The following is a 23,183-nucleotide window of genomic DNA, read 5'->3' as shown; positions in this document are numbered from 1 at the left end:
TTCTTAGCGGATTTGTTCAAAATGAAGATGAACGGCGATATGGTCGCCATAACCACTTCTCTCCAAATCGCGTTGCAAGCGATAAGAGATATAGTGTTCTGCAATGGTAATGTAGCCAGCTCCAAGTAAGCGGTGCTCAACCATTGACTGGATCATGCTGATAGTCGCACGTTCCACTTTTGCTTCTTCCAAGTCCAAAACGACTTTTTTAGTAACTTGTGCAAGGTTTTGACGCAAATCATCTGTCAAAACATAAACGGTTTGAGCTGCTTTTAGGACAGCTTGGTAAATTTTATCTGGATCAAATTCAGCAATTTCTCCATTACGTTTGATTACTTGCATAAGGTTCTCCTTTATTCTTTGTTTTCTTTGATTTCAGCCAGCATTTTTTCTTCTTCGGCTGTTAGTTGATAGTTTTCTAACAAGTCAGGCCTGCGCTCGTAGGTTTTCTTTAGACTCTCATACAGTCGCCACTGACGAATCTTTTCATGGTGCCCACTCATGAGCACATCTGGAACCACCATGCCACGATAGTCATATGGACGTGTGTATTGAGGATATTCGAGGAGTCCTGAAGAAAAACTATCATCCTGGTGGCTAGACTCCTTACCAATCACTTCTGGAATCAAGCGAACGGTCGCATCGATCATGGTCATGGCCGCCAATTCACCACCAGTCAAGACATAGTCTCCTAGGGAAATTTCATCGGTTACCAAGGTCTTGATGCGCTCGTCATACCCTTCATAGTGACCACAAATAAAGATCAGTTCCTCTTCCTGAGCCAAATCCTCAGCGTAAGCTTGATCGAACTGTTTCCCAGCAGGATCAAGAAGAATGACGCGGGGATGTTTCTTTTCAATAGCATCAAAGGCATCGAAAATGGGTTGGGCTCGGAGCAACATCCCCTGACCTCCTCCGTAGGGCTCATCGTCAACATGACGGGCCTTTTCAGCGTATTCTCTGAAATTATGATACTGGATATCCAAGAGCCCTTTTTCTCGAGCCTTCCCAACAATCGAGTGTTCCAGCGGAGAAAACATCTCTGGAAAGAGGGTTAAAATATCAATCTTCATCATCTAACCCTTCTAAGATGTCCACATCAACCCGCTTGTTTGGAATATCAACATTGAGAACTACTGGCGGAATGTAAGGTAAAAGCAAATCTCGCTTACCTTTTCGTTTGACCACCCAGACATCATTGGCACCTGGTTGCAGGATTTCCTTGATAGTTCCTATCAAGTTATCTCCCTCGTAAACATCCAAACCGATAATCTCGTGATAATAGAATTCACCATCATCTAAATCGTTCAAATCTTCCTCAGCGACCTTGAGACTATAACCCTTGTACTTTTCAATCGCATTGATATGGTACATGTCTTTGAATTTAATAATGTCAAAATTCTTATGCTTACGGTGGCTAGCGATGGTGACTATTTGGACAAACTGATCTTTTTCATCGAATAAAGCCAGCTCTGCCCCTTTTTTAAACCGTTCTTCTGCAAAATCCGTCACAGACAAGACTCGCATCTCCCCCTGCAACCCCTGCGTATTGACGATTTTCCCAACATTAAAGTAGTTCATCTTGTCTCCTGTATCTATTTCTATCCTTTATTTTATCACGTTCTAGGGATTTTCACAAGTTGAAGAACAGTGACTCTAATCAGCTTTGAGCGTCTAAAAACTTTTCTAAATCACGTTCATGTTGATACTTAATGGCAGCCTTCTTATCTTTGTCAAAGATGGTTTTGGTTAGGTCAATGTCGTTGATAGCCGCGATTGCGACGGTGTAGTGAATGATATCAGCCAGTTCTTTGGCTAGTTCCTCGTTTGAGTCCGGGACACCCTCTTTTCGACCAGAGCGCCCATTCAAGACCTCGGCTACTTCTCCGACTTCCTCCACTAGCTTGATAAAGAGTCCGTCCTCAGTCCGAGACTGCTGATAATGTTCGAGTAAGTAGTCTTGTAATTGTCTAAACGTTAAATCTTTCATCTTTTACTCCTTACAAAAAAAGCGAGACTTTTATCCCGCTTTTTTTATTTTTCATTGATAACGATTCTTACTTTTTTGTCTTCAGTTGGGACAGAGTAGACAATCGTTCTTATCGCTGAGATAGTGCGACCCTTACGACCGATAACACGACCGACATCGCTTTGGTCAAGATCCAAGTGATACTCCAAAAACTCTGGTGTATCTTCAATCTTGATAGTTAAGGCATCAGGTTGTGAAATCAAAGGTTTCACAATCGCAATAATGAGATTTTCAATCGTATCCATCTGTCAACCTACTTTAAACTTATTTTGAGAATTTAGAATCGTGGAATTTTTTCAATACGCCTTCTTTTGAAAGGATGTTGCGAACCGTATCTGAAGGTTGAGCTCCATCAGCCAACCATGCAAGAACGCGGTCTTCTTTCAAAGTCACTTGGTTTTCAGCAACAAGTGGGTTGTAAGTTCCAACTGTTTCGATGAAACGTCCGTCACGTGGTGAACGTGAGTCTGCTACGTTGATACGGTAGAAAGGTTTTTTCTTAGAACCCATACGAGTCAAACGGATTTTAACTGCCATTTTTTAATGTCTCTTTTCTTATTTTTTATTTCGGTGAAATAGCTGAGCTATTTAGCACATGTTCTATTATAGCAGATTTCTGGCAGGTGTCAAGAAAAAAACTTGACAGAGTTTTTATTTTTTAAATTTTTTAGACTAATCTAATAGTGATAAATTAGAAAGAAAAAATTTATGAATACTACTTTTGATACCATCTATAAGGACTACCCTGTCAAGCCCTATATCTCCTCCTAATCGTGATATGGAAGCCCCTAAACCTGTCCCAAAACGCAATATGGAACTACTAGAAGACAATCTATTAGCAGGTGATATCATCCTTATCTGGAGAATCAACATTGGAACTTTCACTACTGAAACATGATTTTAAAAACTCCCATTCGAATATGATTCAAAATTCGCTTAAAATCAATGTTTTCCCACTTTTTTCAGAAAACAAATTTTCATCTAATTTAAATAACTTTCAATTAAATGGTGTGAATTTTGCTTAAAATCATCAAAAACACCCCATGGTGTGAACCATGAAGTGTTGTAAATGCTGTATTGTAGCTAGTTTTTAATGTTTAGAAAACTACCTAGCTTTACGAGCTTTCTTAAAATCTGGTTTGGAAAGTATGCGTTTCAGTTGGACTAAAAACAGCGAAATATCAAGGATTTTAAGAACGATATCTACTAATTAATTTATAAAATATGAATTAATAGATTCTAAATAGGGGAATAGTTTAGGTCTGTAATCATTAAAATAATACACCTAACTTTGGTCACCGTTTTTTAGTTATTCACTCTTTTTTCAGATAGTGTTTTTAAAGTTATGATGTAAAATGCCGCAATTAAAACACTATACATCATAATCGGAGGATAGAGAATTAAGGATAGAATCAATCCCACTCCTTTAATTATTAGGTCAGGTATCAATAACTTTCTATATTGTGCGGTAGCTTCAAGTAATTCTTTCTGATCTATATTGGGTTTATCAATTACTTTATGTAAAAACCAGTTTGCTACCGTTGAAACAATAACGATCAGTCCATAAAAGAGCTGTGCCGTATGGTTCATGAAATGACTACTAACGATTCCAGTAGCATAGGGCATAAATGAAACAAAAAATAAAAGAAACAAATTCCACCAAACAATTTGTGGGGAAATTTTCTCAACCTTTTCCCATAGTGTGTTTAGTGCCATCCATAACGATCCTAACCAGAAAAAGGAAAGAAAATAAGCAAAGAAATTTTGCCGTAAATCCCAAAAAGCTTGAAGACTTGGTGTCGTTGGTTTTTCTAATTCTAAGATTAGGATAGTCATTATAATTGCTAGAACCGCATCTGTCAATGCAATTAATCTATCTTTCTTCATCAGATTACATCACCTTTCATTTTGTAGCATTCTATCTCATCGTATAATATTTATTAATCTTAAATATTAGATATTCATTTCATACTTTGAGTACAAACAAGATACACTAAAAAACATGTATCTGTCATATTTTATTTAACTTTAGAAATATTCATCCATCTAATTAATAAATATATCATATTTCACAATAAATGACTACTATCAAAGATACATTTTCTTTCAAATTCCTCCCTTTTCAACTTGGCTAACTTGAGCTGCATTACCTAGGTCGATTTGCTTTAAATTATACTTTTTTCTTAAACATTTGATACGAGTAGGTATTTCTTATGGGAAATTTTCATCAAAAAATTTCATATATAATCCCCTATAATCATGGAAAAGTAGTAAAAATAGTTGTTATCCTAGTTGATTAAAAAAATCTCTGATTTCCTCATCTTTTATAAAATAATATATAATTTTCCCCTCTCTTCTAGTGTCCAAGATGTTTTGATTGGATAGTTTACGAAGATGGTGGGAGGCAGATGCCATACTGAGATTTAATAAACAGGCTATATCGCAGACACAGAGTTCTTCGACGGCAAGGAGATAAAAGATGATATTTATCTGTTTATTATCGGTAAATTTTGATAAAATGCGAAGTGATTTTTGAACTTTTTCCTTTTCAAGGTAGTTCGTTGCGGTTGTAACATTTTGTTGATTTATAACATCCACTTGACAGATACTATCTTTTTTCATAATTTTTTCTCCTAGCCGAACACAGTCCTTAGCATGTCAAAGCTGTTGTTTTCAATCAGGATATACATCCCCAATCCTAAATAAACAACGGCAATAAACCATCTGCTATATTTTTCCAAAGTTTCTCCAACAGAAGGGACTTGTGTCAATTTTTGAGCAGAAAAAACCAAGAGATAAATCATGACTAGAAAAGTAAGTAAAGCCACTATCAAATTCGCTAAATTTAAGGTAATAAAATATGGGACAAAAACACCAATATTGTCAGCACCACAGCTTGCAAAAGTAATCATAGCGACTAGAAAAATCAGGTTTTTATCATCTTTGCGCAAACCATCTTTTGCAATAGCTTCTCCATCAGAATCTCCTAAAAGCAAAACTTTGAGTCCTAGGAAAATTGGAATCAAACCGAGCAAACCTAAAATCTCTTTACTAGGAATATAATTTAAGACAAATGCAAAAAGTAAACTTAGCAATATTAGACTAACAGAGCCTAGAAATTGTCCTAAATAGATATTAATGATGTCTTTTCTGCTTTTTCTTTTGGCAAAAAATAACATTAGGATAATAAGTAAGTCTACGGCTGTCCCAGAATACAGGATTATTGAAGTAACAACATTTTGAATCATAAAACACCTCATTCAAATATATTTTTGAATGAATTTTAACATTAAACTTTGTAGATGTCAACTTCAGCTCCATCAAAGTATAGATAAGAAGGTAGAGATTGGACTGAAATATAGTGAAATGTATTAAAATTGAAAAAAGAAAAAACGCTTGAAATCAGAGTTTTTCTTATGTATTGATTCGTATTGAATGCTTACTTCACTTCTGTAAAAATTAACTTCTACACCTACAAAGCCTATTCTGACAGACTTTATAAAAGCCTAAGAAAAAAAGTAGAGATTCATACAGTGTCTAGATTTTCCAAAAATTCTTTATCATCAAATATTATTAACGAAACTATCAAACCAAATACGATGCATTGCTTCAAAGAATTCTTTAGTTGTTTGACTAGCGAAGGCTTTTATTAAAAAATTTTTTCAAATAATTGTCTCATTGACACATAAATTCTTGCTTTCCAAATTGAAGTGTGATATATTTATAACATAAAGATTGTTAAATATTTCTAACATAAGGAAAGGAGTCTATCATGAAAAAAAGTCAAAAAACGGGTGGCCTCATTACAATGATTTCCGCAGCTCTCTTTATTGATTTTACTGTTTTATTTGGTTCTAATCTTAGTTGGGGACCCAAGTTAGTTATTGCTGGTATTTCAGTGTTAGGTCAGATTGTAGCTATTTGGGGCTGGCTACATATGAAACCATGGCCTCATAAGAGTCAGAAAGGTAAAGGAAAGACTATTTTTGACTTGTCTGCTAAGCTTTACACGATACTTTTGTTTGCAGCAAGCATTTTTTATACAGTAGGGATTTGGGTTGCGACCCCAAGCGAAAGTTCTGGTATTAAAGAATGGATTTTGGGAATTGGCCTCGTTATTGAAGTAATTGTATTTGGTTTTTTCTGTTTGAAAAATGTCAAGGAAACTCCGGACGAACGCTTTTATGCTAATTTAGCCAAGGCAGCTAGCTTGATGTTTGTTTTTATACTAGGCGCACTGATGATCCTAGCAGTTATCACTGGGTATATGGGGGCTCTCACTCTTTACATGGGCCAAATCTTTATTAGCATAGCTACCTTGATTTGCATCTTTGCGGTTGTCTATCTTATCTTGGAACGGAGAGGATAAGCATGGCCAAAGAAAGTAAGATTATTACTAATCTCAAATCTGTTCGTGAGTCCACAGGCATGACCCAGCAGGAGTTAGCCGACTTCATCGGCATGCGACGCGAGACAATTCTGCACTTGGAAAATAACCGTTACAATCCTTCGCTGGAAATGGCTCTTAAAATTGCTCAAGTTTTTAATCTGAAAGTAGAAGACCTCTTTGAACTCAGACAGAAAGAGGAAGCATAATTCTTTTCGAGACCTAGCATTAAGTTCATTGATTAATTAGGAATTGAAGCCGAAAGAAAAAATCCGTTGAAAATGTGCTCTTTTAAAATATAGTAATTCTTTCGAATTAACGTTTACTAATTGTGATTCTTTACGAGCTTTCTTAAGAACTGGTTTCCTAAATACTTCAAGTAGACTTATAGCATTGATGCCCCAAAAAATTTAGAAATACCTGTTGAAAAAGGCTATGCTCTTGTCGAAACTGTCTTTGACTCGCTTGATCATCTAAATACCACTATGAAAGAGAATATCCTCAAAAGTAAGGAGAGTTACAGTACTTTCTAAGATGAAGGCCCCAGATTTGGACCAATTCCTTCGTGACAACTTTTCAGGAGAAGAATTAGCAAGTTACTTTTCAATTCGTGGTTACAAATTGACTCCAAAGGGAGAGCAGATACTGGAACAGTACCAGGACATTATCGACCGTCATCCAAAGAAAAATCTCTAAGCAAGCGACTTTCTGGTCGGCTTCCTCTTAAACTACCTTGTCACTAATATTTGAAATCCCCTTACTTTTAAGGTACAATGATAGAAATGAATTTTTGAGAGGTTAACAATGAAAAAACTAGCAACCCTTCTTTTACTATCAACTATAGCCCTTGCTGGATGTACTAGTATCCAACGTGGTCTCCGTGGCGATGACTATGTTGACTCTAGTATCTCAGCTGAAGAAAGTTCTAAAGCAGCTGCTCAGGCTGCCAAAGATTTGAATGACGCTTTAACCAATGAAAATGCCAACTTCCCTCAACTTTCTAAGGAAGTTGCTGAAGATGAAGCCGAAGTGGTTCTCCACACAAGTCAGGGTGATATTCGTATTAAACTCTTCCCTAAACTCGCTCCTCTAGCCGTTGAAAACTTCCTTACTCACGCCAAAGAAGGCTACTATAACGGCATCACCTTCCACCGTGTCATCGATGGCTTTATGGTCCAAACTGGAGATCCTAAGGGAGATGGTACAGGGGGCCAATCTATCTGGCATGATAAGGATAAAACGAAGGACAAGGGAACTGGTTTCAAAAATGAAATCTCTCCTTACCTATACAATATCCGAGGAGCTCTTGCTATGGCTAACACTGGTCAGCCAAACACCAACGGTAGCCAGTTCTTCATCAACCAAAACTCTACAGATACCTCTGCTAAACTCCCTTCAAGCAAGTATCCAAAGAAGATCATCGAAGCCTATAAAGAGGGTGGAAATCCGAGTCTAGACGGCAAACACCCTGTCTTTGGTCAAGTCATTGATGGCATGGACGTTGTTGACAAGATTGCCAAAGCTGAAAAAGATGAGAAAGACAAACCGACTTCTGCTATCACCATTGATAGTATCGAAGTAGTGAAGGATTACGATTTTAAATCCTAAATAACCTAAAAAATACAGTATCCACATTCGATACTGTATTTCTTTTTCCCTCATTTTTAAGTTAGCTTGTTAAAGTCCCAAATTTGGTCCATCCAACCTTCATAAAAGTCTGGTTCGTGGCAGACCATAAGGATAGATCCCTTGTATTCTTTGAGAGCACGTTTGAGTTCATCCTTGGCATCTACATCCAAATGGTTGGTCGGCTCATCCAGCACTAAAACGTTGTTTTCACGATTCATCAAGAGACAGAAACGAACCTTGGCTTGTTCCCCACCTGACAAGACTTGAATCTGACTTTCGATATGTTTAGTTGTCAAGCCACAACGAGCAAGGGCCGCACGGACTTCTGCTTGGTTAAGTGCAGGAAAGGCATTCCATACAGCCTCAAGAGGAGTTTGGCGATTTCCACCTTCTACTTCCTGTTCAAAGTAACCAAGTTCTAGGTAGTCACCGCGTTCGACTTCTCCAGCGATTGGTGGAATAATACCCAAGAGAGACTTCAAGAGGGTTGTTTTCCCGATACCATTTGCCCCAATAATGGCAACCTTTTGATTGCGTTCAAAGGTGAGGTTTAAGGGTTTGGTAAGGGGACGGTCATAACCAATCTGCAAGTCCTTGGCTTGGAAGATAAAGCGCCCAGGTGTACGAGCTGGTTTGAAATCAAAGGACGGTTTTGGCTTCTCACTTTGCAGTTCGATAATATCCATCTTGTCGAGTTTCTTTTGACGGGACATGGCCATATTACGCGTTGCGACACGCGCTTTGTTTCGAGCGACAAAATCCTTGAGGTCTGCAATCTCTTTCTGTTGACGTTCATAGGCCGCTTCTAACTGAGATTTCTTCATAGCATAGACTTCTTGGAACTGGTAGTAGTCGCCAGAGTAACGCGTCAGCTGTTGATTTTCCACATGGTAGACGATATTAATTACGTCGTTGAGGAAAGGAATATCATGCGAAATAAGGACAAAAGCATTTTCATAGTTTTGAAGATAACGCTTGAGCCAGTCAATGTGTTCAGCATCCAAGTAGTTGGTTGGCTCATCAAGCAACAAGATATCTGGTTTTTCAAGGAGAAGTTTAGCCAAAAGGACCTTGGTTCTTTGTCCACCTGATAATGCTGTTACATCCGTATCCATGCCATAGTCCATGACACCGAGAGCACGCGCTACTTCATCAATCTTAGCATCCAAAGTATAGAAGTCACGACTCTCCAAACGGTCTTGGAGTTCGCCAACTTCTTCCATCAGCGCGTCGATATCTGCGCCCTCTTCTGCCATCTCCATATAGAGGTCATTGATACGTGCTTCTGCTTTAAATAGCTCATCAAAGGCCGTACGGAGCACATCACGAACAGTTTGACCTTCCTTTAGCACAGCGTGCTGGTCCAGATAGCCAGCAGTCACATATTTGGACCACTCCACCTTTCCTTCGTCTGGCAGCATTTTACCAGTCACGATGCTCATAAAGGTTGATTTTCCTTCACCATTGGCACCGACAAGACCGATGTGCTCTCCCTTGAGGAGACGGAAGGACACATCTTCAAAAATTGCACGATCACCAAAACCGTGACTTAAATTTTTAACTTCTAAAATACTCATTCTAATTCCTTATCTTGTTTTTATGCAGTCCTTTATAGAGGACCCAAGCCAAATAACCTCCCAGGGTATTGGTCCACAAATCATCAATTTCAAAGACGCGATTAAAGTCGAATAAAAAATCTAAAACTAGTTGCATGCACTCGATTCCTAGACTCAGAAGAAAGCTGAGAAGGATGATTTTTTTGGTTTGTCGCAAGTTTGGACAGAGATAGATAAGTTGAAAGACTAGTGGGAAAAGCAAGAAGACATTTAAAATGTTCTGCAAAAAGATCCAAAGGACCTGTCCCAAACTGGTCACTTCACCTAGATTCCAAAGGGAGTTAAAAGGCGTCAAAAGAAAAACCAGGCGTCCAAAAGTTTGAATACCTGGAGTTTCCACTCCTGTAGGAAGCTGAGGTTGGGGAGTAAAGCAAAAACAAATAATGCAAAGGCTGTAAATAGCCACTCCCAATCTTAAGATTAATTCTCTTTTTTTAGTCATTTTATGGATTTACCGCTGCGACTGCCTTCTGGCGGTCACGTTTCATTGTATTGGAACGCAATTGTCCACAAGCTGCATCAATATCAGTACCATGCTCTTGACGAACAACACAGTTGACCCCTTTTTTCTTGAGGGTATCGTAGAAGGCCATCACGCGCTCTTTAGGACTACGGCTATATTGGTCATGTTCACTAACTGGGTTATAGGGAATCAAGTTTACATAAGACAATTTCTTGATATTTTTGAGCAATTCCGCCAGCTCCAAGGCTTGTTCTACTCCGTCGTTGACTTCATTGAGCATGATGTATTCAAAGGTCACACGACGATTTGTTGTTTCGATATAATACTCAATAGCTGCGAAGAGTTTTTCAATCGGAAAGGCACGGTTGATCTTCATGATGCTTGAGCGCAATTCATTATTAGGTGCGTGAAGGGAAACAGCGAGATTGACCTGTACGCCTTCATTAGCAAAGTCACGAATTTTGTGTGCCAAACCTGAAGTTGAAACTGTGATGTGACGAGCACCGATAGCCATTCCCTTGTCATCATTGATGGTACGGACAAAATTCAAAACATTGTTGTAGTTATCAAATGGTTCACCAATTCCCATGACAACGATATGGCTGACACGTTCGTCCTGACCACGCTCATCAAAGTATTTCTGAACCAACATGATCTGCGCTACGATTTCCCCGTTATTAAGGTCACGTTGCTTCTTAATCAGGCCTGACGCACAGAAGGTACAACCGATATTACAACCGACCTGAGTGGTCACACAGACTGACAAACCGTAGTGTTGACGCATCAGTACTGTCTCAATCAACATGCCATCTGGCAACTCAAAAAGATACTTAACGGTACCGTCAGCTGACTCTTGTACAATTCGTTGTTTCAATGGATTGACCACAAACTGCTCATTGAGTTTAGCAATCAAATCCTTGGAAAGATTGGTCATTTCTTCAAATGACTGGACACGTTTACGGTAGAGCCATTCCCAGATTTGATCTGCACGGAATTTCTTTTCTCCTTGTTCTAATACCCATTCTTGCATGGTTTGACGTGTTAAACTATAAATAGACGGTTTCATCTCTTCTCCTTATTCTCTATCTATTTCTGACGAATGACAAAATGGCGCTGTCCCTTGTCCTCTTTCTGAGACTTTTGGTCCTTATGACGACGTCTATTTCGCTTATCCGCATTTGGTCTTCTCTTGTTTTGCGAAGGTTTCTTTCCTTTTCTAGAAAGGTTTTCCTCCTCTTTTTTACGCATTTTCTTGTCAAATGAAGCCCGCTTCGGTGCTTGGTTTTCTAGGACAAAATAAGCACAACCATAACTACAGTACTCCAAAAGATAATCTTGTAAGCGACTGATCTTTTCATTTTTTTCCTCTGTTCGGTCGTCTTTATAAAAGCCACGTAGACGGAGCTGTTCATTGCTCCAGTCCCCCACGACATAATCAAACTTGGTCAACACTTCTGAGAAGCGTTGATTAAAGACTGTCACATCGAAGGCATCCTTGATATTTTCAACCAAGGTAAAAGCAATCCCTTCAGTCTCAACCTTATCCCCATTTACATGAAATTCTAGGCCAGGAAACTTGTTATAGTTGTATAATTCAGGTGCAATTTCTTTACGCATAGTCTTCCTTTTCCACGATTACTTAACACTCTATTTTACCATAATTTCTAGCAGTTAGCACGTTTCTCATAAAAATGAAAAAAGTCTGACGATTTTGTCAGACTTCTGCCATATAAACCAAAAAGAGAAGAATGACTCTTCCCTTCCTATTTTTTATTTAGCTGCTGCGTAAAGCTCATCTACTTTGTTCCAGTTAATGACTGAGAAGAAAGCTTTGATGTAGTCAGGACGAACGTTACGGTATTTCACGTAATAAGCATGTTCCCAAACATCCAAGCCCAAGATTGGTTTTTTGCCTTCTGAGATTGGTGTGTCTTGGTTTGCTGTAGAAGTCACTTCAAGCTTCCCTTCTTTGTTGACAACCAACCATGCCCATCCTGAACCGAAACGAGTTGTTGCTGCTGCAGTAAAGGCTGCTTGGAATTCTTCAAATGAACCAAATGTTGCATCGATTGCTGCTGCAAGTTCTGCTGATGGAGCAGTTTTTTCAGGAGTCATTAATTCCCAGAAAAGAGCGTGGTTCAAGTGTCCGCCACCATTGTTGATAAGTGCTTGACGGATATCAGCTGGGATAGAATCTACATCAGCAAGCAAAGCTTCAAGGTCTTCACCAATTTCAGGGTGTTTTTCAAGAGCAGCATTGGCATTGTTGACGTAGGTTTGATGGTGCTTGTCATGGTGCAAGTGCATTGTTTCTGCATCGATGTATGGTTCCAAAGCGTCATATGCGTATGGAAGATCTGGTAAGATAATAGCCATCTGTAATACCTCTTTTTCTTTCTATATGAAGATGATAACGCAATCATCCTCTTTTTTCAAGTTTTATGCTCATTACGCTTGGCTAGATATCTGTAACAGCGCTCTCTCAAAAAGGTAGCCTTTTTCATAGACACCCGTCTTAATCTGATAGTCTGTTTCAATTAAATAGCAGATAGCTTGTTTGAGAAAGCTCAAGGAAATCCCTCTCGAATCTCTCAGTGCGAACTTGATTTGATAAGGATTAGGATTGCGCCCCAAGTAAGTTCCTAGACTGCTTGCAATCTGTGATTCCGTCTGACCAGCTTCTGATAAAATCTTCACTTGGGTAAAGGTACGAAACTGTCCTAACATGACAGCTATGAGCTTAATTTCGTCTTCCCCTTGCAAGGTCAAATCTCTAACCAAGTCACGCGCCTGGTCGATCTTCTTAGCTAAAATAAGCTGAGTCAAATCAAAAATATTGTCCTGCAGGGTCTTTGGAATAGCCTCGACAATGTCCTTCTCCTCAATCACTCCGTCGGACTTATAAGACTGCAAAAAAAGGAGATTTTTCTGGATTTCACTAAATTGAAAACCAGACTTGATGAGTAGATTTTCAAAGGATTGCCCCACAAACTGCAGACCTTGTTTCTGGCTCCACTTTTGGAAATACTGGCGCAATTCTTGTTCCTTGGGTTCAATAGCATCAAAGACAGTCGCATCTCGTTTGAGCAATTTGACCAGCCGTCTCTTACTATCCAGTTTTCCTTCCGCAAATATCAATAACTTGGTTGTTGGCGAAGGATTGTCAAGGTATTCTTCAAATGACTTGAGTTCATCATCTGTTAAAAACCGTTTCTTGGCTGTTGTAATATCGACAAAATGGTCTAATATCACGACTTTCTCATCAGCAAAGAAAGGGAGACTGACCAACTCCAACTCTAAGTCTTTATAAGCTACTTCTTTCATATCAAAGTAAGCAAAATTGAAATCAGCTGGATCATAACCAATCTGCTTCAGCACTTGACTCTTCATAACTTCAAACTGACCCTGATCTGTCCCTGTAAATAGGTTCAAGCTAGATAGATTTGATAAAGTCAACTTCTGACTGTCTTCAATGGCTAGCATCTTCTCTCCCTTCTTCTGATTTTTTATTAAACTTAATCAATATAGCGCAATTTCCCACGGAAATCTTCTAGGTTCTCATAACCTTTTTCTGCCATAATAGCTTTCAGTTCTTTGGTAATGCGTTCAAAAACACCGACGCCTTCCTTGTGGAGCGTCGTTCCTACTTGCACCATACTCGCACCGCAAAGGATGTGTTCAAAGGCATCACGACCCGTCAGAACGCCACCTGTTCCGATGATTTGGATTTGAGGATTTAAACGTTGGTAAAAGGCGTGCACATTAGCAAGAGCAGTCGGTTTGATATACTCTCCACCAATGCCACCGAAACCATTTTTAGGACGAATCACGACAGACTCATCTTCTATATAAAGGCCGTTCCCGATAGAGTTAACACAGTTAACAAACTTGAGTGGATATTTGTTGAAAATAGCAGCCGCTTGGTCAAAGTGAACAATATCAAAATAAGGTGGTAATTTGATCCCGAGAGGTTTGGTAAAGTAGGCAAATACCTCTGACAAGATACGGTCTGTTGTCTCAAAATCATAGGCAATTTGAGGTTTTCCTGGAACGTTTGGACAAGAGAGATTAAGCTCTGTCAGTCCTTTAAACTCACTCTCTTGAACTTTTTTCAAGATGGTATGTGTTTCTTCTGGAGACATGCCAACTAGAGATAGGAAGAAAGTACGGTTTGGCTCTTTTTCCTGCAAGTCCAAAAGATAGTCCAGATAGTAGTCTAAGCCATTATTTGGTAATCCCATGGAGTTGATAGAACCAAGTGGAACATCCTGATAACGTGGTTCAGAATTGCCCTGACGAAAGTCCAAGGTCGCAGTCTTTGTGACAAAGGTTCCTGCTGCTGAGTTTTTGACCCCTTCTAGTTCCTCTATCGTCATACAAGCCACACCCGCTGCATTCATCAAGCAATTGTCAAACTCAAAGCCAGCTATTTGTGTTTTCGTTGATACCATGATTCTGATCCTCCAGATTCCTTTTATTTCTAATATTATACCATACTTTAAGATTTTCTCTTTGAGAAAGTTGTTTCTAGAGAAAACGTTCGTTTTTTGATAATACTCTTAGTATTGACCAAATGTAAATTGAAAGAATTTTTAGAAAATTTTCGTTTTTTTTCTTTACAGTGAAAAAAAATTCTGCTATAATGACTCATGTAATAAAATATAACAACAAAGGAGAACGATATGACATCTGCTAAAGACTATATCCAAAGCGTGTTTGAAACTGTAACAGCTCGTAATGGGCACGAGGCTGAATTTCTCCAGGCGGTTGAAGAATTCTTCAGTACCTTGGAGCCTGTCTTTGAAAAACACCCTGAGTATATCGAAGAAAACATCTTGGCACGTATCACTGAGCCTGAGCGCGTGATTTCTTTCCGTGTTCCTTGGGTTGACCGTGATGGAAAAGTCCAAGTCAACCGTGGTTACCGTGTTCAATTCAACTCAGCTGTTGGACCATATAAAGGCGGACTTCGTTTCCACCCAACTGTAAACCAAGGGATCTTGAAATTCCTCGGATTTGAACAAATCTTTAAAAACGTCTTGACTGGCCTTCCAATCGGTGGAGGTAAAGGGGGATCAGACTTCGATCCTAAAGGAAAGACTGATGCTGAAGTGATGCGCTTCTGCCAAAGCTTTATGACAGAATTGCAAAAATACATCGGACCATCACTTGACGTCCCAGCTGGCGATATCGGTGTCGGTGGACGTGAGATTGGTTACCTTTACGGACAATACAAACGCCTCAACCAATTTGATGCTGGTGTCTTGACTGGTAAACCTCTTGGTTTCGGTGGTAGCTTGATTCGTCCAGAAGCAACTGGTTATGGTTTGGTTTACTACACTGAAGAAATGCTTAAAGCTAACGGTAACAGCTTTACTGGTAAGAAGGTTGTGATTTCAGGTTCTGGTAACGTAGCTCAATACGCTCTTCAAAAAGCAACTGAACTTGGTGCAACTGTTATCTCTGTATCTGACTCAAATGGTTATGTCATTGACGAAAATGGTATCGACTTCGACCTTCTAACGGATGTGAAGAATAACCGTCGTGCTCGTTTGACTGAGTATGCAGCTGAGAAAGCCACTGCTACTTACCATGAAGGTTCTGTATGGACTTACGCTGGGAACTACGACATCGCTCTTCCATGTGCGACTCAAAACGAAATCAATGGTGACGCAGCTAAACGTTTGGTTGCTCAAGGCGTTATCTGTGTATCTGAAGGTGCCAACATGCCTAGTGACCTTGATGCGATTAAAGTCTACAAAGAAAACGGAATCCTTTACGGACCTGCCAAAGCTGCCAACGCTGGTGGTGTAGCTGTATCAGCACTTGAAATGAGCCAAAACAGCCTTCGCCTCTCATGGACCCGTGAAGAAGTTGATGGACGTCTCAAAGACATCATGACCAACATCTTCAACACAGCTAAAACAACTGCTGAAACATACGGTCTTGGTACTGACTACCTTGCAGGAGCAAATATCGCTGCCTTTGAAAATGTAGCAAACGCTATGATTGCACAAGGTATTGTTTAAGATTCATTTGCTTAATCCTCAATCGCTCTGATTGGGGATTTTTATGTCGACTTCAAAAAAGCTCACTATTTAAAATAGTAAGCTTAAAATCAAGATTTATTTTACCTCTACTAAGGCAAAAGACAGGCATTCAACTATTTCATTTACTGCTTCATCTATGTCTAGGTCCTCATTATCATTCAACATCATTGGAAGAGCATAAGAAAGACTCAAAGCTAGAATATAACGAACGATTCTTTCATTTGACCAATCTCGGATAACACCATTTTCTTTAAACTGATTCAGAACTGGACTAATTGGCTTAATGATAGAGTGAACAATAACATTCCCTAACTGGTCAGAAATAGTTTTATCAATAAAAGAACGACTCAAGAGAATTTTAACTTGCATTTGATTCTCCTGAATGAAAACTAGTCTATCTCGAACAATACTTCTTAAAAATAGTGGAAAAGACTCTTGGTTTGCTGTAAATTTCTTCTCAGAAAAATCAGCAATTACATCTGGAATAACCTGTTCGAGAAAAGTTGACAGAATAGCCTCTAAGATGCCTTCCTTGGTCTTAAAGTAACTAAAAACGGTCCCTTCTGAAACTCCAGCCTCCTTAGCAATAAGACTGGCTGTTGTATTTTCAAAGCCAATTTCTGAAAATAACTTTAGACTTGATAACAATACTTGATGTTGTTTTAAACTCAAATTGCTATTTTCTAATGTCTGAGCATACTTTTCTTCTAAACTTTCCATTACTAGCACCTCTCTGCTACTCTCTTACTTTTACAACTTTCTTACCTCGAGTATGTCCCGACTTCAGGCTACGATATGCCTCTCTAACTGACTTTAGAGAAAAATCATAAACCTGGTCAATATTCAGCCGAACCTTCCCTTCTGAGACCATTTCCGCTAGAGTCTTAAAATCATCATATGTGGAATGTCTCGGACCCGTGAACTGAGCTCCTCTTATCATAACATATGGTGAAGGTACTAGCGTTCCAATAGCCGTGCCCTTCAATCCTAAACTGAAAGCCAATTTAACATAATCACTTCCATAGCAATCCAAGAATTTTGTAATTGGCTTTGCACTTGCTGATAGAAGAGCATTCTGGATGTTCTCTTCGTAGGCTACCGGTATTGCACCTAAGGACTTCAGATAATCTGAATTTTTCTTACTCGCAATTCCAATAACTGTCGCACCTTTAGCAACCGCATACTGTACTGCAATACTTCCAATACCTCCTGCTGCTGCTGAAATAACTACAACATCTTTAGAGTTTAGCCCAATCTTTCTAAAAGCACCTCCCACTGTTAGAGAGGCTACCCCCATAGTAGCAGCATGGTTCATATCAATCATCTCTGGCTTCAACACAATTTCTGATTCATTGACACAAATTTCTGTTGCCAAGGCTCCCCTCTTGGTCCCCAATCCAGAGTCACTGATCATTGTTCCAAAAACCTTATCACCTACTGTAAACCGACTTACTCCTTCACCAACTTCTGTGATAACTCCAGCAAAATCCCGACCAACACCTCTTGGAAAAAGAGATGATTTTGACTCAAACCAACGACTTGGCTTCCTTAGTTTTGTCATAAAAGATAAAAATCGGAGTGGCTTTGCACCTTCAAAAGTCTTATAATCAATAGGATTTAAACCAACAGCATGAACTTCTATCCTAACTTGATTCACTTTCAAAGAATCAGATTTAATGTTCACTAAATCTAACACTTCTTCATCACCGAAACGGCTATATTGTATTGCTTGAACAACCATTGTATGAACTCCTTTACACATCTGCAAAATTGAGTGAGCGCTCAATCATTTTTTCTTGATTATACACTTATTCTTCATAGATTTCAACTATACTGTTTCCAAAACTTCTAACTAAGTTAGCTGTTCATGATAAAAATAGATCTATTTTTCCTTATGAAAAATTATCAAACTATAACTCAAAGAAATCCGACTGCTTATAAAAGCAGCCGGATTTTTATATATCTAATTTTTCAAAAAATTTGCCTGTTGACTGCTTTTCTTTTAACTTCTCCAGCAGCTCATTTTCCAGAAAAGGACTTAGTTCGTCAAAATCTTGACAAACCTTAAAAACAGTCTCTCTATCTATATGGCCAAAAGTTAGTTCATAATAGTCCTTATGATGATGCCAGTTCTGGTCATAATTGATATCTTTCCGTTGATAATAAACAATATTTTGCTTCGGTGTCAGGTAAAGCTTCTGCGTCAGAATGCTTTTCTGATCTTTGGACAGCTTGCTCCGACTGAAAATTTTAACTCCTTGAAAAATCTTGCGCTCATGGATACCCTGATTTGTGACTTTTAATTCAACTCTTTTATAGTGCATATAGTCACCTCCAAAAATTACTTTCATTATATCAGACTCTGGCAGATTTTCAAGCAAAAGTGTCATTTCCAAAAATCTTTAGTCGCCTCTAGAATCTCTTCCGTTGGTGTCACAGTAGCCTCAATAATGCTCTTACCAGTCTTTTTCAGATAAGCTTGTATCAGATGATAACCATAAGCATAGCCCGCAGCATAAGGCATTCCAACTGGTATCTGACCCTGTATCTCAGCTATTTCATCACCGTAAAGATAAGGAGCCATTTCCGCCATCCCCGTTAGCTGAATCTGACTTGAGATGATGGGCTTAATCTCTTCTAACTGCTCTGGACTGGTTGAAGTGACCCAGGGTCCGATGAGCTCTTTACCATAAAGCTCGGCTGCAAAAGACTCTGCCAATCCTTCACTGACTACCCAGTCTGCTAATGTCGTCTGCTGATTCCATTTGATAAATTGGAAACGGACATTATGGTTACACTCATGAGCTAGCGCTGCTTGTACTCGTGGCAAAGTATAGTCATTCGGCAACAGACTAAGCATGAGGTAGCCTGGAATTCCTCCATCTCCACTGTATCCCTTATTAAGCTGTAGCATAGGTTTTTCTGGATTGCTCAATAAAATAGTAAAATGGTAATCCTCAACCCCTAAATCATAGCCAGCTTGCTCAAAAAGACCGATACTCCTCTTGATGGTTTTCTGGCAGTCCTGCCAGAGTTGATCAGAACTTAGAGCGTCGATAGCTGGTCTATCCTTTTCTGAGAGAGTTGCGGGCAACTGATTCATAAAGCCAAGTAGAAACAGAGCATCAAATCCTCCAGGATACTTCGCTTTCAGAGGAATGTGTTGCGTTTGATATTTTGTTGCAAAAGGTGCTAACATGCCTAGCGACCTTGATGCGATTAAAGTCTACAAAGAAAACGGAATCCTTTACGGACCAGCCAAAGCTGCCAACGCTGGTGGTGTAGCTGTATCAGCGCTTGAAATGAGCCAAAACAGCCTTCGCCTCTCATGGACCCGTGAAGAAGTTGATGGACGTCTCAAAGACATCATGACCAACATCTTCAACACAGCTAAAACAACTGCTGAAACATATGGTCTTGGTACTGACTACCTTGCAGGAGCAAACATTGCTGCCTTTGAAAATGTAGCAAATGCTATGATTGCCCAAGGTATTGTTTAAGAAATATGCTAAAAACCTCAATCAAAACGATCGAGGTTTTTTTGAAGCTTCATCTTCTATCAAAACTTCTTCTTCCATAGCATTTTTTATTTTTTTGCCCAAAGATAATAACGTTTCTACATCAGAGGGTTTGCTTGTCCCGAGAGGATTCCAAGTAGAAGATGATAATTTTTCATATTCCTTAGACCGAATTCGAAATTTAATGTTATCCCCCTTGGTGTCTATGTCTACATTTAAGGCTCTCGCCCCCAGTTTAGGCTCCTTATTTTTTATCCTACAGAAAATAACTTCTCCTGATACAATCTCCTTTCCATCACACCAAATCCTAATATGTCTTCCAGATAATTCTACGACAAAATTCTTCACTAGACTACCTTGTATTTTTTTAATTAAAAGAAAACTAATACCAAAAAACACTAATACTATCGTATAAAGAAAAAGAGGTTGTGATTTAAAAAAATCATTCAGTTTTAAATAGAATATAGCCAACTGTATTCCCAATACAGGAAGCATGAGGAACATGGGAAAAAGGATACCAATTATTATATCTGATTTTGCTGTTGTCGCTGTAAATTCATATCTTTCCATCAATATCACCTTTATAACATTTCCTTTTTATAGGACATTAATCCCATACTAAGACGGATGCATCAGGGAGTTCAATCTCCCTTTCCCCTAGCAAAGATAAATTTTGAACTATTCTAAGGATATTGTACCACTATTTCTGCAAAAAATACCTTAGCAAACATAATCTCCTTCCACAGATACATCATCGCTTTATCGAGCGTTGGAGTTTGATTGACATGGTTCTCTAATCAAACTCCAGAACTGTATGATGAAAATCTTATGGAACAACTGGAGACACTTTATAAATTTTCTCTTTTCGATTATAAAGAAAAACCGCTACTCCTAAGAATAGCGGTTTAATCATATTTTTAAGCTACTATTGTAGTTGCTCTATTATTTAAGAGTAACTGAAGCTCCAGCTTCTTCCAATTTAGCTTTGATTTCTTCAGCTTCTGCAGTTGGAACGCCTTCTTTGATGACGCCTGGTGCACCATCAACAAGTTCTTTAGCTTCTTTAAGTCCAAGACCAGTGATTTCACGTACAGCTTTGATAACGCCAACTTTTTTGTCACCAGCAGCTGTCAATTCAACGTCAAATGAGTCTTTAGCAGCACCAGCGTCAGCAGCACCAGCTGCAGCTACAGCTACAGGAGCAGCTGCAGTTACACCAAATTCTTCTTCGATAGCTTTTACAAGGTCGTTCAATTCAAGGATTGAAGCTTCTTTAATTTCAGCAATAATGTTTTCAATGTTCAATGCCATTGTTATTTCCTCCAAATAAGTTTTTAATTATAATAGTTTTTTCGTAGCTATGCTACGCTACGTAGCTTAAGATTAAGCTGCGTCTTCTTTGTTGTCTGCAACCGCTTTGACTGCAAGAGCAACGTTGCGCACTGGCGCTTGAAGTACAGAAAGGAGCATAGAAAGAAGTCCTTCGCGGTTTGGAAGAGTTGCAAGAGCAACGATTTCTTCTTTAGATGCGACAGCGCCTTCAATTGCACCACCTTTGATTTCAAGTGCTTCAGCGTTTTTAGCAAAGTCGTTCAAGATTTTCGCTGGTGCGATAACATCTTCGTTAGAAAATGCTACTGCAGATGGTCCAACAAATACTGATGCAAGATCTTCAAGACCAGCTTTTTCAGCTGCACGACGCAAGATTGAGTTTTTAATAACTTTATACTCAACTTCGCTTCCACGAAGCTCACGACGAAGAACTGTATCTTGCTCAACTGTCAAACCACGAGCGTCTACAACGACGATAGATGCAGCAGCTTTCATTTTTTCAGCTACTACGTCAACTAGTTCCGCTTTTTTAGCAATAATTGCTTCACTCATTAGTGTGTTCACCTCCGTAATTATTTTGCTTGGGGAATTTTTCCAAAAGAAAAACGCGCCCAAACCTAGACACGAAAGTACAATACGCTTCTTTTTACATGATACGTTTTGTCCTCGGTAGGATCTTTATGAGTCGAGCTCCCCTACTGTCTTAGGCAGTTTTTTCAAACCGTATATAAGTATAGCATAGACAAAAAAAGAATGCAAGATTTTTGCAAACTTTTTTTGAAATTTTTTTAAATCTCTACCGTCAAAACTTTGCCTTGCTTGACAACTTGTTCTCCTGCAATATAGACATCGTCAACATCACTGGATTTGACTGCGTATACGAGGTGAGAGAGCATATTTTCCTGAGGTTGAAGATGGATTTTTCTCTGTGGTTGAATCACGAGAAAATCTGCCTGCTTGCCGACTTCTAGGCTTCCTATCTGCTTTTCCATTCCAAGGACCTTGGCACCTTCTATCGTCAGAGCTTTGAGGGCTGTCTCGATGGGAAATTGACTGGCATCTCCACTTTTCATCTTCTGAAGAAGAGCTGCAGTCCGTCCTTCCTCAAACATATCAAGGTTGTTGTTGGAAGCAACCGAATCTGTCGCAATACCTACTGCCACTCCTGCTTTTTGAAGTTGGATGATTGGAGCAATTCCTGAGGCCAGTTTTAGATTACTGATAGGATTGTGGGCGATAGCCACTTGAGAGGTTGCCAAACGTTCAATTTCTCGTTCGTTTAGTTCGACCCCATGAGCAAAGACAGACGGATGATCTAAGTAACCTAGTTTTTCTATAAAGGCGAGGGGGCGTTTGCCGTATCGTTTCAGGATAATTCCTGATTCCTCCTTGGTCTCCGCCACATGGATATGGATAGGAATGTCCAGCTCTTTTGCCATTTCTAAGCTTTCTTCCAGCAAGTCTCTACTACAGCTATACGGAGAATGTGGGGCTACCATAACCTTGAAATTTGGATTTTCATATCCTAAGATTTCCTCGATGATGGCTCGTGTTCTGCTTATAGTCTCAGCAGTTGATTCTGCTTCTGAAGAAAAGAGGGTCGGTGAGAAATAACAACGCATCTTAGATGCTTTCACTACCTGATAAATTCTCTCAATATCCACACCATTGGGATTATACATATCGTTGAAGGTTGTTGTTCCTGACTGGAGCATTTCTGTCAGTGCTTCTTTGACCGCCTTGGTAGTCATGTCGGGAGTAAAGACTGCTTCTGCTGGCCAGATATAGTCATTGAGCCATTCGTGGAGATTGCTGTCATCCCGAATCCCTCGCAAACCTGTCATAGCAGAATGGGTATGGCAATTGACCAAACCAGGCATAATCCAGGCTCCCTGATAGTCTATAATCTGCTCAGCTTGCTCTAAAATCTCTGGCTTCTCTTGACCAACATAGACGATTTGAGAATCTTTAACGGCTAAGATACCATCCAAATAAACATGGAAATCTTGGTCACAAGTCACGATATTTACATGCTGATAGACTTTCATTCTAGGCTCCTTTTCTATAAGACAATTTACAGTGAATAATTTTTCTAGCTATTGTAACAAAAAAGTCACCCGAAGGCAACTTTTTTCGTCTATAAAATTTCAAAAGAGAAT

General features: G+C 39.2%; 28 protein-coding genes, 3 pseudogenes and 1 other annotated feature. Of the genes and pseudogenes, 7 read left to right on the top strand and 24 right to left on the bottom strand.

The window, feature by feature from the left end:
• Positions 1–3 precede the first annotated feature (3 nt).
• The 6 genes from ACVX3R_RS03820 to rpsP form a co-directional block, all read right to left on the bottom strand.
• A complete protein-coding gene (locus ACVX3R_RS03820; RefSeq protein ID WP_001196045.1) occupies positions 4–342 on the bottom strand; it encodes an ATP cone domain-containing protein in 339 nt (112 codons plus the stop codon).
• Between the two features lie 11 nt (positions 343–353).
• Positions 354–1,073, bottom strand: coding sequence for a tRNA (guanosine(37)-N1)-methyltransferase TrmD (gene trmD / locus ACVX3R_RS03815; protein ID WP_000686928.1), 720 nt, complete (start codon positions 1,071–1,073; stop codon positions 354–356).
• A complete protein-coding gene (gene rimM, locus ACVX3R_RS03810; RefSeq protein WP_458795524.1) occupies positions 1,063–1,581 on the bottom strand; it encodes a ribosome maturation factor RimM in 519 nt (172 codons plus the stop codon). The genes trmD and rimM overlap by 11 nt, the downstream gene beginning before the upstream one ends.
• A 79-nt stretch (positions 1,582–1,660) precedes the next feature.
• Positions 1,661–1,990 carry a MazG nucleotide pyrophosphohydrolase domain-containing protein gene (locus tag ACVX3R_RS03805; RefSeq protein ID WP_458795523.1) on the bottom strand — a complete coding sequence of 110 codons (330 nt, stop codon included), beginning with the start codon at positions 1,988–1,990 and terminating at the stop codon, positions 1,661–1,663.
• A 44-nt stretch (positions 1,991–2,034) separates the two neighbouring features.
• A complete protein-coding gene (kphA, locus tag ACVX3R_RS03800; protein ID WP_000379619.1) occupies positions 2,035–2,274 on the bottom strand; it encodes an RNA-binding protein KphA in 240 nt (79 codons plus the stop codon).
• A gap of 19 nt (positions 2,275–2,293) precedes the next feature.
• The gene (gene rpsP, locus ACVX3R_RS03795) at positions 2,294–2,566 is read right to left on the bottom strand and encodes a 30S ribosomal protein S16 (RefSeq protein ID WP_000268760.1); all 273 of its coding nucleotides are present in this window, start codon (positions 2,564–2,566) and stop codon (positions 2,294–2,296) included.
• A gap of 171 nt (positions 2,567–2,737) precedes the next feature.
• Between rpsP and ACVX3R_RS03790 the strand changes: the two are divergent.
• Positions 2,738–2,927 (top strand): annotated as a pseudogene (locus tag ACVX3R_RS03790) (hypothetical protein).
• Positions 2,928–3,334: 407 nt separating this feature from the next.
• Here ACVX3R_RS03790 and ACVX3R_RS03785 read toward each other — a convergent pair.
• The 3 genes from ACVX3R_RS03785 to ACVX3R_RS03775 form a co-directional block, all read right to left on the bottom strand.
• Positions 3,335–3,916: a TMEM175 family protein gene (locus ACVX3R_RS03785; protein WP_000711074.1), complete on the bottom strand. Its 582-nt coding sequence runs from the start codon at positions 3,914–3,916 to the stop codon at positions 3,335–3,337.
• 396 nt (positions 3,917–4,312) lie between these two features.
• Positions 4,313–4,651, bottom strand: coding sequence for a Cd(II)/Zn(II)-sensing metalloregulatory transcriptional regulator CadX (gene cadX / locus ACVX3R_RS03780; RefSeq protein WP_263394338.1), 339 nt, complete (start codon positions 4,649–4,651; stop codon positions 4,313–4,315).
• 11 nt (positions 4,652–4,662) lie between these two features.
• Entirely contained in the window at positions 4,663–5,277 is a 615-nt protein-coding gene (locus tag ACVX3R_RS03775) for a CadD family cadmium resistance transporter (protein ID WP_458795522.1), read from the bottom strand.
• Positions 5,278–5,801: 524 nt separating this feature from the next.
• On the opposite strand from ACVX3R_RS03775, the gene ACVX3R_RS03770 reads away from it, so the two are divergent.
• The 4 genes from ACVX3R_RS03770 (at position 5,802) to ACVX3R_RS03755 (ending at position 8,024) form a co-directional block, all read left to right on the top strand.
• Entirely contained in the window at positions 5,802–6,398 is a 597-nt protein-coding gene (locus tag ACVX3R_RS03770; protein ID WP_458795521.1) for a DUF3796 domain-containing protein, read from the top strand.
• A 2-nt stretch (positions 6,399–6,400) separates the two neighbouring features.
• Positions 6,401–6,625, top strand: coding sequence for a helix-turn-helix transcriptional regulator (locus ACVX3R_RS03765; RefSeq protein WP_268720383.1), 225 nt, complete (start codon positions 6,401–6,403; stop codon positions 6,623–6,625).
• A gap of 325 nt (positions 6,626–6,950) precedes the next feature.
• Positions 6,951–7,112: a hypothetical protein gene (locus tag ACVX3R_RS03760; RefSeq protein WP_142357484.1), complete on the top strand. Its 162-nt coding sequence runs from the start codon at positions 6,951–6,953 to the stop codon at positions 7,110–7,112.
• A gap of 108 nt (positions 7,113–7,220) precedes the next feature.
• Positions 7,221–8,024, top strand: a complete 804-nt coding sequence (locus tag ACVX3R_RS03755) for a peptidylprolyl isomerase (protein WP_458795520.1) — start codon at positions 7,221–7,223, stop codon at positions 8,022–8,024.
• 56 nt (positions 8,025–8,080) lie between these two features.
• On the opposite strand, the gene ACVX3R_RS03750 is transcribed toward ACVX3R_RS03755, so the two are convergent.
• The 7 genes from ACVX3R_RS03750 to ACVX3R_RS03720 all read right to left on the bottom strand — a co-directional run bounded on the left by ACVX3R_RS03750 (position 8,081) and on the right by ACVX3R_RS03720 (position 14,575).
• A complete protein-coding gene (locus tag ACVX3R_RS03750; protein ID WP_084851431.1) occupies positions 8,081–9,622 on the bottom strand; it encodes an ABC-F family ATP-binding cassette domain-containing protein in 1,542 nt (513 codons plus the stop codon).
• 1 nt (position 9,623) lies between these two features.
• Positions 9,624–10,103, bottom strand: coding sequence for a VanZ family protein (locus ACVX3R_RS03745; protein WP_458795519.1), 480 nt, complete (start codon positions 10,101–10,103; stop codon positions 9,624–9,626).
• A gap of 1 nt (position 10,104) precedes the next feature.
• Positions 10,105–11,190: a 23S rRNA (adenine(2503)-C(2))-methyltransferase RlmN gene (gene rlmN / locus ACVX3R_RS03740; RefSeq protein WP_000804768.1), complete on the bottom strand. Its 1,086-nt coding sequence runs from the start codon at positions 11,188–11,190 to the stop codon at positions 10,105–10,107.
• Positions 11,191–11,210: 20 nt separating this feature from the next.
• A complete protein-coding gene (locus tag ACVX3R_RS03735; protein ID WP_458795518.1) occupies positions 11,211–11,741 on the bottom strand; it encodes a YutD family protein in 531 nt (176 codons plus the stop codon).
• 153 nt (positions 11,742–11,894) lie between these two features.
• Entirely contained in the window at positions 11,895–12,500 is a 606-nt protein-coding gene (sodA, locus tag ACVX3R_RS03730; RefSeq protein ID WP_000974728.1) for a superoxide dismutase SodA, read from the bottom strand.
• 72 nt (positions 12,501–12,572) lie between these two features.
• Positions 12,573–13,607 carry a DNA polymerase III subunit delta gene (gene holA, locus ACVX3R_RS03725; RefSeq protein ID WP_458795517.1) on the bottom strand — a complete coding sequence of 345 codons (1,035 nt, stop codon included), beginning with the start codon at positions 13,605–13,607 and terminating at the stop codon, positions 12,573–12,575.
• Between the two features lie 32 nt (positions 13,608–13,639).
• Complete coding sequence (locus ACVX3R_RS03720; RefSeq protein ID WP_458795516.1) at positions 13,640–14,575, bottom strand: dihydroorotate oxidase; 936 nt, start codon at positions 14,573–14,575, stop codon at positions 13,640–13,642.
• Positions 14,576–14,806: 231 nt separating this feature from the next.
• On the opposite strand from ACVX3R_RS03720, the gene gdhA reads away from it, so the two are divergent.
• Positions 14,807–16,153 (top strand): NADP-specific glutamate dehydrogenase, encoded by a 1,347-nt coding sequence (gene gdhA / locus ACVX3R_RS03715; RefSeq protein WP_458795515.1) that lies wholly within the window; start codon positions 14,807–14,809, stop codon positions 16,151–16,153.
• 96 nt (positions 16,154–16,249) lie between these two features.
• On the opposite strand, the gene ACVX3R_RS03710 is transcribed toward gdhA, so the two are convergent.
• The 4 genes and pseudogenes from ACVX3R_RS03710 to ACVX3R_RS03695 all read right to left on the bottom strand — a co-directional run.
• Positions 16,250–16,894 carry a TetR/AcrR family transcriptional regulator gene (locus ACVX3R_RS03710; protein WP_458795514.1) on the bottom strand — a complete coding sequence of 215 codons (645 nt, stop codon included), beginning with the start codon at positions 16,892–16,894 and terminating at the stop codon, positions 16,250–16,252.
• A gap of 16 nt (positions 16,895–16,910) precedes the next feature.
• Positions 16,911–17,915, bottom strand: a complete 1,005-nt coding sequence (locus tag ACVX3R_RS03705; protein ID WP_458795513.1) for an NADP-dependent oxidoreductase — start codon at positions 17,913–17,915, stop codon at positions 16,911–16,913.
• Between the two features lie 214 nt (positions 17,916–18,129).
• Complete coding sequence (locus ACVX3R_RS03700) at positions 18,130–18,498, bottom strand: EXLDI protein (protein WP_084976376.1); 369 nt, start codon at positions 18,496–18,498, stop codon at positions 18,130–18,132.
• Between the two features lie 62 nt (positions 18,499–18,560).
• Positions 18,561–19,373 (bottom strand): annotated as a pseudogene (locus ACVX3R_RS03695) (DUF2268 domain-containing protein); the annotation flags it as partial.
• Here ACVX3R_RS03695 and ACVX3R_RS03690 point away from each other — a divergent pair.
• Positions 19,354–19,674 (top strand): annotated as a pseudogene (locus ACVX3R_RS03690) (NADP-specific glutamate dehydrogenase); the annotation flags it as partial. The pseudogenes ACVX3R_RS03695 and ACVX3R_RS03690 sit on opposite strands and share 20 nt — an antisense overlap.
• Positions 19,675–19,695: 21 nt before the next feature.
• On the opposite strand, the gene ACVX3R_RS03685 reads toward ACVX3R_RS03690, so the two are convergent.
• The 4 genes from ACVX3R_RS03685 to ACVX3R_RS03670 form a co-directional block, all read right to left on the bottom strand.
• The gene (locus ACVX3R_RS03685) at positions 19,696–20,262 is read right to left on the bottom strand and encodes a hypothetical protein (protein WP_458795512.1); all 567 of its coding nucleotides are present in this window, start codon (positions 20,260–20,262) and stop codon (positions 19,696–19,698) included.
• 372 nt (positions 20,263–20,634) lie between these two features.
• Positions 20,635–21,003, bottom strand: coding sequence for a 50S ribosomal protein L7/L12 (rplL, locus tag ACVX3R_RS03680; RefSeq protein WP_001196962.1), 369 nt, complete (start codon positions 21,001–21,003; stop codon positions 20,635–20,637).
• Positions 21,004–21,075: 72 nt separating this feature from the next.
• Positions 21,076–21,576, bottom strand: coding sequence for a 50S ribosomal protein L10 (rplJ, locus tag ACVX3R_RS03675; protein ID WP_001287274.1), 501 nt, complete (start codon positions 21,574–21,576; stop codon positions 21,076–21,078).
• A gap of 38 nt (positions 21,577–21,614) precedes the next feature.
• Positions 21,615–21,750 (bottom strand) — a sequence feature (ribosomal protein L10 leader region).
• 62 nt (positions 21,751–21,812) lie between these two features.
• Positions 21,813–23,072 (bottom strand): TRZ/ATZ family protein, encoded by a 1,260-nt coding sequence (locus ACVX3R_RS03670; protein ID WP_458795511.1) that lies wholly within the window; start codon positions 23,070–23,072, stop codon positions 21,813–21,815.
• Positions 23,073–23,183: the final 111 nt, after the last annotated feature.

This window comes from Streptococcus sp. 517s, assembly GCF_054445985.1.
This window is presented reverse-complemented; position numbering and strand designations above follow the sequence as displayed.